This window comes from Ruegeria sp. CH8, assembly GCF_056536985.1.
Map to the genome: position 1 here is coordinate 181,629 of NZ_JBQFQR010000009.1, position 11,823 is coordinate 193,451.

The 11,823-nt window shown below is 56.5% G+C and carries 9 protein-coding genes; 5 read left to right on the forward strand and 4 right to left on the reverse strand.

Features of this window, described 5'->3' with window-relative positions:
• Positions 1 to 5: 5 nt before the first annotated feature.
• From ACR0ER_RS12570 to ACR0ER_RS12590, 5 genes are all read left to right on the forward strand, one after another.
• On the forward strand, positions 6 to 1,532 hold the full coding sequence (locus tag ACR0ER_RS12570; protein ID WP_480769220.1) for a sugar ABC transporter ATP-binding protein: 1,527 nt from the start codon (positions 6 to 8) through the stop codon (positions 1,530 to 1,532).
• Positions 1,529 to 2,536 carry an ABC transporter permease gene (locus ACR0ER_RS12575; protein ID WP_480769221.1) on the forward strand — a complete coding sequence of 336 codons (1,008 nt, stop codon included), beginning with the start codon at positions 1,529 to 1,531 and terminating at the stop codon, positions 2,534 to 2,536. The genes ACR0ER_RS12570 and ACR0ER_RS12575 overlap by 4 nt, the downstream gene beginning before the upstream one ends.
• Before the next feature lie 36 nt (positions 2,537 to 2,572).
• Entirely contained in the window at positions 2,573 to 3,517 is a 945-nt protein-coding gene (locus ACR0ER_RS12580) for a substrate-binding domain-containing protein (RefSeq protein ID WP_480769222.1), read from the forward strand.
• A gap of 193 nt (positions 3,518 to 3,710) precedes the next feature.
• Positions 3,711 to 4,355 (forward strand): GNAT family N-acetyltransferase, encoded by a 645-nt coding sequence (locus tag ACR0ER_RS12585; protein ID WP_480769223.1) that lies wholly within the window; start codon positions 3,711 to 3,713, stop codon positions 4,353 to 4,355.
• 92 nt (positions 4,356 to 4,447) lie between these two features.
• Positions 4,448 to 6,217, forward strand: a complete 1,770-nt coding sequence (locus ACR0ER_RS12590; RefSeq protein ID WP_480769224.1) for an adenylate/guanylate cyclase domain-containing protein — start codon at positions 4,448 to 4,450, stop codon at positions 6,215 to 6,217.
• Between the two features lie 74 nt (positions 6,218 to 6,291).
• Here the strand turns inward: ACR0ER_RS12590 and ACR0ER_RS12595 are convergent, their stop codons facing one another.
• From ACR0ER_RS12595 to ACR0ER_RS12610, 4 genes are all read right to left on the reverse strand, one after another.
• Positions 6,292 to 7,143, reverse strand: a complete 852-nt coding sequence (locus ACR0ER_RS12595; RefSeq protein WP_480769225.1) for a hypothetical protein — start codon at positions 7,141 to 7,143, stop codon at positions 6,292 to 6,294.
• Positions 7,144 to 7,294: 151 nt separating this feature from the next.
• Positions 7,295 to 8,587 carry a gluzincin family metallopeptidase gene (locus ACR0ER_RS12600; protein WP_480769226.1) on the reverse strand — a complete coding sequence of 431 codons (1,293 nt, stop codon included), beginning with the start codon at positions 8,585 to 8,587 and terminating at the stop codon, positions 7,295 to 7,297.
• Positions 8,588 to 8,630: 43 nt separating this feature from the next.
• Positions 8,631 to 9,941, reverse strand: coding sequence for a TfuA-like protein (locus tag ACR0ER_RS12605; protein ID WP_480769227.1), 1,311 nt, complete (start codon positions 9,939 to 9,941; stop codon positions 8,631 to 8,633).
• Positions 9,938 to 11,143, reverse strand: coding sequence for a YcaO-like family protein (locus ACR0ER_RS12610; RefSeq protein WP_480769228.1), 1,206 nt, complete (start codon positions 11,141 to 11,143; stop codon positions 9,938 to 9,940). Before ACR0ER_RS12610 ends, ACR0ER_RS12605 begins: the two co-directional genes overlap by 4 nt.
• Positions 11,144 to 11,823: the final 680 nt, after the last annotated feature.

Sequence of the window (11,823 nt, forward strand, 5' to 3'; positions counted from 1 at the left end):
GAAGAATGACAAAACTGGTCGACATGACGGGGATCGACAAACACTTCCCTGGGGTGCACGCGCTGAAATCCGTGCAGTTCGATCTGTTCCCGGGCGAGGTTCACGCACTGATGGGCGAGAACGGCGCCGGGAAAAGCACGCTGATGAAGATCCTGTCGGGAATTTATCAGCGCGATGGCGGTGATCTGGTGATCGAAGGCAAATCGGTCAGCCCCACCACCCCGCGCGAGGCGCAGGATCTGGGGATCGGCATCATCCATCAGGAACTGAGCCTGATGAACGACCTGACCGTTGCGCAAAACATCTTTATAGGCCGCGAACCCCGCAAGAGCTTTGGGCGATTAGATGAGGCCGCGTTGAATGCTCAAACCGCCGAGATTTTCGCCTCAATGAACCTGTCGCTGGACCCGAAAACACTGGTTGGCAGCCTGACGATTGCGAAACAGCAGATGGTCGAGATCGCCAAGGCGCTGTCCTATCGATCCAAGGTTCTGATCATGGACGAACCCACGGCGGCCTTGAACGATGCAGAGATTGCCGAACTGTTTGTGATCATCCGCCGCCTCAAGGCCGAGGGTGTGGGCATCGTCTATATCAGCCACAAGATGGATGAACTGAAGCAAATCGCCGACCGCGTCACCGTTATGCGTGACGGAGAGTATGTCGGCACAGTGGACGCCGCGGACACACCGATCAGCCAGATCATCGCGATGATGGTGGGGCGCGAAGTGAACGAGGAACCTCTGGACGTGCCCGATCTGGGTGATGCTGAGGTGTCGTTGCAGGTGTCGAACCTGACGCGGGGCAAAGACATCCACGACGTTAGTTTTTCGGTTCAGAAGGGCGAGATTTTGGGCTTTGCCGGGTTGATGGGGGCAGGGCGCACCGAAGTTGCGCGTGCCATTTTCGGGGCCGACCCCAAGGAAAGCGGAGAAATCCACGTCCACGGAAAACCGGTGTCGATCAAGTCGCCCAAAGATGCAGTGCGCGCGGGGATCGGGTATCTGTCGGAAGACCGCAAGCACTTTGGCCTGGCCACGGGTATGAACGTGCGGGATAATATCGCGCTGGCCTCGATGGACTTGTTCACTGCGACAGGTGGTGTTCTGAACGACGCTGAAATCAGCACCACCGCCAAAAGCTATATCAAGCAGCTCGGCATACGTACCCCCTCGGATGTGCAAGAGGTTCGGCTGTTGTCTGGCGGCAATCAGCAGAAGGTCGTTATTGCAAAATGGCTCCTGCGCGACTGCGATATTCTGATCTTTGACGAACCTACGCGTGGCATCGACGTGGGCGCAAAGTCCGAGATTTACAAGCTGCTCGAAGAACTGGCCGAGCAGGGCAAGACGATCATCGTGATCTCGTCGGAACTGCCCGAGATCATGCGCCTCAGCCACCGCATCGCCGTCATGTGCGAGGGCCGGCTGACCGGCATTCTGCCCGGCGGGAAAGACACAACTCAAGAAGACATCATGCATCTGGCCACGCAACGGGCGGCGGCAATGCAGGTAACAGGGACAGTGCAATGACCACAGCCACGGATATCGACAAAAAGAAACCCCTCGCGGGTCTGTCGGAAAGCGGCGCCTATCAAAAGCTGCTGGCGTTTGCCAGTTTGATCGCCTTGCTGATCGGGTTCTCGATCGCGTCGCCCAATTTCATGCAAACCTCGAACATGATCGCCATTCTGCAAGCCACCTCGGTCAACGGGGTGCTGGCAGTGGCGGCGACTTTGATCATTATCACCGGAGGGATTGATCTGTCGTTGGGCACGCTGATGACGTTCTGCGCGGTGATCGCGGGTGTGGTGCTTACCTATCTGGGATTGCCGTTGTTGCTGGGTGTTGCGGCGGCCATTGGGGCGGGTGCGCTCTGCGGGCTGTGCTCGGGCACCTTCGTCGCCAAGATGAAAATCCCGCCCTTCATCGCCACGCTCGGCATGATGCTGATCCTCAAGGGGCTGTCACTTGTGATCTCGGGCACCCGACCGATCTATTTCAACGACACACCGGGCTTTGATCAGATCTCGCGCGGATCGCTGATCGGAGAGGTCTTCCCGGCACTGCCCATCCCCAACGGCGTGCTGATCCTGTTTCTGGTGGCTATCGCGGCCTCGTACATTCTGGGGCGCACGGTTTTGGGGCGCTACACCTTTGCGCTGGGATCGAACGAAGAGGCCGTGCGCCTGTCCGGTGTGAACACCGACATGTGGAAAATGCGCATCTATGCACTGGCCGGAGCTATCTGCGGAATCGCCGGTATCCTTATCGCGTCGCGCCTGAATTCGGCGCAGCCAGCGTTGGGTCTGGGGTATGAACTTGAGGCCATCGCGGCCGTGGTGATTGGCGGGACATCCCTGTCCGGTGGGCGCGGCACAATCCTGGGAACGCTGATCGGAGCGCTGATCATGGCCGTTTTGACCAACGGGTTGCGCGTGTTGTCGGTGGCGCAGGAATGGCAAACCGTCGTGACCGGCGCAATCATCATTCTGGCCGTCTATGCCGACATGGCCCGGCGCAAGAAAACCGGCTGATCAAACATACAAACGACCAACAAGGAGGAGAATAACATGTTAACACGTCGTTTCATTCTGGGGGCGCTGAGTGCCGCCACCCTTGCAGCCCCGGCCTCGATGGCTGCGGCCGAGGATATCTACATCCCGCTGGTGTCCAAAGGCTTCCAACACCAGTTCTGGCAGGCGGTGAAATCCGGAGCCGAGCAGGCAGCGGACGAATATGGCGTGACCATCACATTTGAAGGCCCCGACAACGAGACCATGGTTGACCGCCAGATCGACATGCTGGCCGCAGCACTGGCCAACAACCCCAAGGCCATCGGCTTTGCCGCGTTGGACAGCCAGGCCGCCATCCCACTGCTGAAGCAGGCCGATGAAAAGGGCATTCCAATTATCGCCTTCGACAGCGGCGTCGATAGCGATATCCCTGTGTCCACGGCAACCACTGACAACCTGGCGGCTGCAGGTCTGGCCGCAGACAAGATGGCCGAAATGTTGGGCGGCAAAGGCAAGGTCGCCGTGGTCGCGCATGACCAGACCAGCCGCACTGGCATCGATCGCCGTGACGGGTTCGTGAACCGCATCGCCGAGAAATACCCGGAGATCGAGGTTGTGACCGTTCAATACGGGCAGGGCGACCACCTGAAATCGACTGAAGTCACCAAGGCCATCCTGACCGCAAATCCGGATCTGAGCGGCATCTTCGGCACCAACGAAGGCTCAGCCATCGGCGTGGTGAACGGCGTGCAGGAACTGGGCACCGAAGGGCTGGTCATCATTGGTTATGACAGCGGCAAAGCCCAGAAAGATGCGATCAAGAGCGGGCTGATGGCTGGTGCCATTACCCAGAACCCAGTTGGGATCGGCTATGAAACCGTCAAAGCGGCTGTATCTGCTTTGAACGGCGAAGAGGTTCCAGCCCTGATCGACACGGGTTTCTACTACTACGATGCTTCAAACATGGACGATCCGAAAATTTCGGCCGTTCTGTACGATTAACTACCACACCACTCGCGAAGAACCGGTCTGCTTGTTTCAAGCGGGCCGGTTTTTCTTTTGTGTCGGCCAGTCGCGCGAACCGTGACGGAACATATTTGCCGGGCCCGATGTTTTCTCAATTCGTATTTGCTGATCAAGTGTGTTAGGGTCCGGGAAGTGTTTTTTCTGTTTTCAATTAAAGGTAGTTGATTCATTGCCAGACAAATCCAACAGCATTTTTAAGCTGCGTCCTCTGGAAAAGGCGGATCTGGAAGTCATTAGCCCCTGGTTTCAGGATATTGAAGACCTCGCACGATTTGACCGTAAGCTACGCATTCCGTTTAACATGACGCAAACCGAAGAAGCTTGGAGCGATGTTTTCTGCGTATCTGGCAGCGACCACAAGTGTTGGTTTGTTGTTGAATCAGACAGCGGGCAACTTCTGGGCCTCGCTGGCCTCGAGGGTATATCGTCAGTCAATCGGGACGCCGTTGTCGCAATGTTTGTTGAAAAATCTGCACGAAGACTGGGTCTCGCTGTCAGGGCGACAGCCCTGCTGGCAGATTTCGCGTTTCGGCAGCTTGGCTTGAACCGACTTACCTCGTATTATCGCGACGATAATCACATAAGCCGCGATCTTGTGGAAAGACTGGGGTGTCAGGTCGAGGGGACAATGAGGCAGGCCTGGTACGCGGATGGAGAATTCCACGACATGATCGTCGTTGGTGTTCTTAAGCAGGATTGGTTGGTTCGACGCCCAATACTTGCAAAAGAGCTTGACCCGAGCACACTTGTTACTTTCGGGTCGGGTGGCGTCTCAGGTTGGTCCTGGCCACCGCAGGTTGGAGAGTGTGAGTAACGGGGTGTGAATTTGCTTTCGGAAAGCAAATGCACTTCTTGCTATAAAAGAACGACAGGGTTCAAACGCAGCCCCCGAGACGAGTATTGAATGTGAACACTACAAGTCCAAATCCTTCCATAACGCAAAAGCTGGGCGCAGTCTTGTTTGCCGATGTCGTCGGCTATTCACGCTTAATGAGCGAGAATGAACTGGATACATATAACGCACTGAAATCGTTGATTACTCAGCTTGAAGAGACGTGCGCTGCGTTTCACGGTCGGGTAGTTGAGGTGCGAGGCGACGGTATTCTGGCCCTTTTTGACACAGCGACCAGCGCGGTGGAGTTTGGTGTGGAGCTGCATCGAATCGCCAGCCAGCATAATCAAAAGCGCACCGATGATCAGCGAATCAAGTTTCGTGCTGGTGTTCATCTTGGCGAAATTCTGATCGACGATCGCGGCATACACGGTGACAACGTGAATATCGCGGCCCGACTTCAGGAAATTGCAGAGCCGGAAAGAGTTTATGTCAGCTCTGCCGTGTACGATCAGGTCTGCAACCGTTTGCGCTACGGGTATGAGTTTCTCGGGCCCAAACAGCTAAAGAACATTCTGTCCCCTGTCTCGACCTATTGCGTCCGCAGTGAAGTCGCTGGCGCCACCATGGCGGGAACAATGCGCCCGGACCTTCCCGGAGACATTCTGGAACGTCCAGACACGCCCTCGGTGGCAATTTTACCTTTCAGCAGTCAGGGTGGCGACGAGTCAGACAGTTGGATCGCCGAAGGGCTGACCGACGACATCATCATGAACCTGTCCAAATTCCGGAATCTGTTCGTGATTGCACGAAATTCGTCGTTTTTCTTTAAAACGCAAGGGATGCCGCCGAAAGAGGCCGCGCAAAAGCTGAATGTACGCTATATTGCGCGCGGCAGTGTGCGGCGCTCTGCCAGCCGTATCCGGATTACTGCTGAACTGGTCGATGCCACGACTGAACGCACCATCTGGGGCGAGCGGTTTGATCGCAAGATAGACGATATATTTGATATTCTCGACGAAGTAACTGAATGCATCGTGGCCGCAACTGCGGTGATGATTGAATCGCACGAAAAACAACGCATGATTCAGGCGATCCCGGCTGACCTTGAAGCCTATGGGTCTGTATTGCAGGGTCAGTACCACATTTTCAAATACACGCGGAACGACAACCGTAAGGCGCAGAACTTCTACGAGTCAGCGCTGGAACGGGACGAAGGCTATGCACGCGCAGCGGCGGCCTTGTCTCGCACACTGAACATCGACTGGCGTTATTCCTGGAGCGAAGACCCCTCGACTGCGTTGGATCAGGCGCTGATCTTTGCCCAACGAGCCATAGAGCTTGATCCCACAGATGCCCGTGGATTTGGGGAGTTGGGGTATGTGCATTTGTACCGGAAGGAACATGATGCGGCGCTGCAATCCTATAAGCGGGCCTTGGCGTTAAACCCCAATGATGCTGACATGCATTCGGATTTCGCCGATGCATTAGCTCATTGTGGTGAGAACGAAACGGCAATCACGCATATCCAACAGGCGATGCGGTTGAACCCATATTTCCCGGACCAATACCTTTGGCATCTGGGTGGGGCGTATTACAATCTCAGACGCTACGAGGACGCCATTGACACCGTCAATAAGATGAACAACCCCACCGAAGGGCAACGTTTGCTGGCGGCAAGCTATGCTCAGCTTGGCCAAATCGACCTTGCCCGTCAGATCGCCGACAAGCATCGGGCCGCACACCCGAATTTTTCAATGGCCCGTTGGGGGACTGTCCAGCCGGACAAGATAGAAGAAGACACTCATCATTTCCTTGAGGGTCTGAAAAAGGCTGGGTTCTGAACGAAAAAGGCCCTGCTCATCCAGGGCCTTTCGCATAATTGTTCCGATACGAAGCTTGATACGGGTATCGCGCGTCAGTCTTCCGATCCCCGCGCACGTGCTCCACTGACTCTGGCTCCGCTTACGCGTGCTCCACTGACTCTGGCCCCGCTAACACGAGCACCACTGACTCTGGCCCCGCTCACGCGGGCGCCGCTAATCGCTGGGCTGTCATCGCCGAAATAGAGATCCAGCAGAACCTGTTCGAACATCCCGGTCATCACATCCATGCGGATCGAATAATCGGCCTTGTCATAATTCCAGACGTGTATGTCGTCTGAAACCTGATAATCCGCCGATGCGACGCCGCTTTTTGAAGGATCCAGTGGCGGACGCGAAAACGTTCCACTTGCTGCAGCCGCAGGCTCTCCGTCCCCATGAACTAAAAAGACTGTCGGTTCCGGAAGCTCGTAGTACGTGCCCTCATAGGCAAATCCATAAATCCGTGCGAATTGGGCCGACAAATCCAGTTGAGAATCCAGCAGATTATTTCGACCTTCACCGCGCAAGTTGGCTTGCTTGAACGATTGTTTGGGAGGCGTCTTTTTCTGGCGCCATATTGAGCTTGCGAATTCAACACCCTTTTCTACTGCAACAAGACCGTCTTTGGGAATTTCCATTCGGGCCTCCAGCTTTTTCTTGTTTCCACCTGCTGGACTGACCTTATAAACACCATTCTGACTGGCTTTGTTTTTTCGTACGAGTATCAAATCATCATCTTGAACGTCTTCTCCGTCGATTTCCTTTTCAATGTCGTTAAAGTCATCGATCTTCTCGGTGGTGGCTAGTTGCACCGTCGATTCAATTCCTTTTTTAACGATCTGAAGATCGTCTACTGTGCGCCCAAACAACAACACTTCTGAGAAACTGAGCAAGGATTCAGACATACTATTCTCCCCCAAAATACGGGATTGACGAAGTCAGAACCCCATCTCCCCCTATAAATGAACTCGAACGTTGAGTCCGAGCAAATTGGTTTCAACAATCATCCTACGACTGCATGCCACAAAACCATTCAAAAATAAAGGATTTTGGGCGCTAACCCGGTGCCCGTGTGCGGACCGAATTTGAATGGCTGTCTTCGTTGGGATCAGGCAGGCGTGGCCCCGCAGTGGTCAACCCGATATCCCGCATCCGAAAGTTGCCCTCAATGATGTTTCGAAAGGCGCCGCCTGTGATCTCTTGATCTACGGCCAGCAGGGCCTTTTCCACCCCGAAATAGCTGAGCATATCGGCATCCAGCATCTCCCACGCGTCCGCCAGATAGGTGCCCAGAAAATCGCGCGCCTCAAGCAGGGCGATGCGGAAGCCTTCGGGGTTCTCGGCGTATCGCTTGTTGAAAATACCCTGCATCACGCGGCTGTAGTCGGGCGAGCCTTCCAACTGATCTGACAGGTTCTCCTCTTCTGCCGAGATCAGGTGATGCACCAGCAAACGCTCGTGATAAATATCGACAAAAACGTCGAACATCGCTCCGGTCAGCGGTTCGGACAGCGCATGTTCGCTGGACCAGCCACCAGCGAATTCCGACAAGGACCGGTTATTGGTAGCAAGCCTGATCTGCGCATTCTCCGACAGTTCGGCAAATCGGCTAAGGCGATTGAAGGTATAGAGGTTCCCCCGCGTGTTCTCCAGCAAATCATCGATTACCGAGCCGAAGTGTAGCGAAGCCAGCAAAGCGACCAGATCAGCCGCGGACTCATGAAATCCGTAGTACTCGCCCGAGGCATCTCCGTCGGACGGCATCCCGATCACGCTGTAGATAATGGCGTGGCCAATCTCATGAGCGACCACATCGAAATTCAGACTGTAGGGGCGGTATTCGTTGCCATGTTCATGGGTGCCGCCGGTTTCCAAAAACCCCCAGCCGATATGTGCATTGTCCAGACTGGGCAGCAGCGACAATTCCAGCCGGTCGAAATCGCGGGCAAAATGCCACGGGATCGGGCGGTCAAAATAGCCCTGCCAGACATCCATAGTGAAATGGGCCGAACCAAACAGATGCGCGGCTTCAAACGCGGGATCGGTAGGATCGATATGGATGAAGTTGCCAAACTCGTCCGGCATGGCGGGCGGCTGAACATAGCCGTCCCATGGCGGCAGGTACATGCCCGGCCCGTTCGGACCCGGAACAATCGCGCCATACGGCGTGGTTTTTCCCACCGGGTTAACCGTATACATGCGTGGCCCGGACGGTCCGGGCCCGAGGCTGCCTTGTGGCGCGGAAACCTCAACCAGTTCCAGTTGGGCATTGGGTTCCAGAAACGGAGACTGCGGGTACAACAGAAACCGAGTCCCGGGTTCTTCTTCGATCTGTTCGGGTAAGTTCACTAAACGCCCTCCCGTGTGGTACCCGGTTAAATCCGGAAGCTCTTTATTCGGCGGCTCCGGTGTCGGCACCTCTGTGGCAATACAAAAATTCGGCTTCTATCAGGTCGTAAAACATATCGCGCCCGGCCAAACCCAGCGCCACTGCATAAGAGTCAAGATCATCCGGCATTGTCTGGTCAAGACGAGATTCAAAGTACCACATCAGGACCCGCAACCGATCCACGCCGGATGTGCCCGTCGGATTGGCCTGTTCCGCCTTGTTGGCGGCCCGATCCCGCAGCCCGGTGTATTGATCCGAGCGACGCAGTTCCGACAGAATTTGCAGGTCCAGACGGTCCGCCCGCGACGTCGTTGCGGCTTCGATCCGGGCGGCATCTGCCAGCATCGTCTCATAGCCCTCGGGGTTAAGATCATTCGCTTCAATCCACGCCATCAGATCGGCGCGCCGCGACAGGCCAGCATTGGCCCGGTGATCCTCCATCTGCCGGACCAGTTCCGCGCGTTCGGGGTGGCGATCCTGTCTCGAGGCCTCCTCGCGCGCGAGCAGAGCCAGAACTGCACGGTCCCGCAATGTCGCGTAGAGTTCAGGCCGTAGCCGCAGTTCGTCGATCACTCTGCGGTCGGCGGCAGGGTTCCCGGCATCGACCCGTGCACGCAACGCCTTCCACATCAGGGTGGGCTCGGTTCGCGCAACGTCTGAAGGGGGCAGGGGGATTCCGGCAAAATATTCCGACATTCGCTCCAGCATGGCGACGGCATCCCGAGCCTTGGCGTCGATGCGGCCCGTCGGCAACCAATCCGCGAATTCGGCGATACCCGGCAGGTCTTGCAGTGCCCCAAGGATATCCGACCAGATACGATGACGGTAGTGCATCGCCTTGGCGCAGCGCAGCACTTCGGTGGCCGTATCCGGCGGCAAAACCTCGGCGTTCCGGGCCTGTGCCACGGTTGTGCGGATCGATACCATCGGCTCACTCAGCGGTTGGAAGCCCAATTCCTCAGGGCTGTGCTGCACCGCGACTTCGTCGTCGTCTTGCAGGATACCGTCGCGGTAGTCCTCGAAGATGCCCCCAACACCGATCATTCCGAATTCGGCCAGTTCTGCCGCGCGTAGGGCGCCCATGCTGGCGCTGCCGAAAACCGGAATGCCCTGTTCGATCGCCCACAGGATTTCCTTGTGCCAGACCGAGGGCACACCTTCGAAATATCCGTCGATGATGCCTATGGCGGTCGGTTTGTCGCGTACGACGCGATACACGTCACCCTGCCGGACCGGGGGAAGGATCGTGGTGTCCAGATGATCCGTGATCGCCTCCGGTGCCAGAGTCGGACCCACAAAAACCACCGCCGTCATGTCAAACCTTCCCTGATGCGCTGTGCCCGGGGTCCGGGAATGTAATCCGGTTCGTCATGCGGAGCCTCAAGCCCGGGAATGACGGCCCGGACCACCGCGATGTCATACTCGGGCCGCGACAGGTCAACCGTCACCACTTGCGGGATGCCCACAGCATCTAGCCGCTGCAACAGCAAGTCCAGATCCTCGTCAAAGGAGTTGGTTACATGCGATGGGCAGTCGCCAAAACTTTGATATGTCGCAGTGGCGTCAATCAAATCGCGCACATAGCGCCCGCGTTCCATTTTCGCCTGATCGGTGAACTCCTCGGGGTCCAGATCATCCCGCGCGCCCGAGATATAGGTCAGCCGTGTCTGCGCCGCCTCGGTCAGGGCGCGGAGCAAGGCGATGGCGCGGTCCGGGTGGCACCCATCCCCGATGCCGATATGACCGGGTTGTCCGCCATCTTCGCAGATCATGCAGCGAAAACTGGCGATGCCGACGTCCGATGTTGTGTTCCAAAGCCCAACCTCCAGCCCCGCATCGGCGATCATTGCAATGGCTTGCCGGCAGCGTGGATCATCGACACTGTCCGAATCAAGACGCGGTAACCCCGGCTGGTAGTGCCACAGAGTTGTGGCATCCCGTTCGATCAGCTCGCAAATGGCGTGGCAGCTGGCCTCGATCAGGTTGTTGCCCGACGCCAGACCGTTGGTGGTGCGGGGAAAGGCCGCCTGACCGCCGACCGGCGCGCTAGTATAGTCGGTGTCAACCATCTCAAGCGGGACCCAGCATGGATCACCTGTGCCCAGATCGCGCCCTTGAACCCACAGCATATTGCCATGCGGATCAAAGCGCCCTCCGGTCACTTGCGGTAGGCCGGTCACGTCGACTACAGCGGCTTCTTCGGTAAGCTCGGCATATCTGGCCAAACGTTGTGGCAACTGCACTCTTTCGGCGTGCCAGGATTCGATTGCTTCCATCACGCCCGAGGCCTCGGCAGCGCGCAAAGACAGCCCCTTGCCGAGCGACACCGCAACCGAGCGGGAGTTGGGCCGCGCAACCATCACCGTGGGCAATCCGATGCGATCAAGCCCGGTCAGGTTTGCGATCCGGGTGATGCCCATGCTTTTCAACAACGGTTTGACGATCTGCAAAGTCTGCTCAGGGTCGCGCAACCGATGCGTATCCAGCACATATTGCTTCTGCGATGCATCGGGCATGTTGCGAACCTTGCCAAGAATAATTGACCGCAACGTGGAAATAAATGCGCCGGGCCAGCCTGTTACGGTTCAGGATGATGGATCGGACCCATTCGGTCAACCGCCGTGGATTGCCGTTTTGCTGAAGCTAAGCCGGGATACGTGGCGGTAAAGCGCCCCGGCCTGCAAGATCACGCTTGGAAAAGAGGGGGGTGTTCAACGCGTCCGGCCAGCTTTGTGGCTCAAGCTCCAAACCTAAATACGCTAAATAGGGCTCGGTGGACAAAGTCGCACGACCCGGGTGGTTCAGTTGGATACCCGAATAGACTTGCAAGCCCGTTTCCATCGAAGAAGGCACCCGTCACAGAAGATTTCAATACAGCAACAGGCTTTTGGAGAGCCGCCGGGCCGAAATGCAAAAGTTGTGATCAAACGGGAAGTCGCCAACCACACTTGGTGTACGGAAATCAAACTTCTTACAATGAACAGGCGCGGGTTCGCCTCTTGGGATTAGGCAACCATCAACTCGCAAATGTCGATCGGCAGCAATCTGCAAAGTGGTCGGTTGCATGATAGTTTCACCATAACTTAGCTTATATGCATTCTAAGGTGAAGCAGCAAAGTTAAAATGTCCCATATTAGCAAAGTAGAAGTGTCACACTTCTCTGTCGAGCAGGCAGGATTGGAGTGTGACGGTGGGA

Coding starts and splice junctions, on each gene's coding strand:
- ACR0ER_RS12570 (WP_480769220.1), top strand. CDS start 6: ATGACAAAACTGGTCGACATGACGGGGATCGACAAACACTTCCCTGGG.
- ACR0ER_RS12575 (WP_480769221.1), top strand. CDS start 1,529: ATGACCACAGCCACGGATATCGACAAAAAGAAACCCCTCGCGGGTCTG.
- ACR0ER_RS12580 (WP_480769222.1), top strand. CDS start 2,573: ATGTTAACACGTCGTTTCATTCTGGGGGCGCTGAGTGCCGCCACCCTT.
- ACR0ER_RS12595 (WP_480769225.1), bottom strand. CDS start 7,143: ATGTCTGAATCCTTGCTCAGTTTCTCAGAAGTGTTGTTGTTTGGGCGC.
- ACR0ER_RS12605 (WP_480769227.1), bottom strand. CDS start 9,941: ATGACGGCGGTGGTTTTTGTGGGTCCGACTCTGGCACCGGAGGCGATC.
- ACR0ER_RS12610 (WP_480769228.1), bottom strand. CDS start 11,143: ATGCCCGATGCATCGCAGAAGCAATATGTGCTGGATACGCATCGGTTG.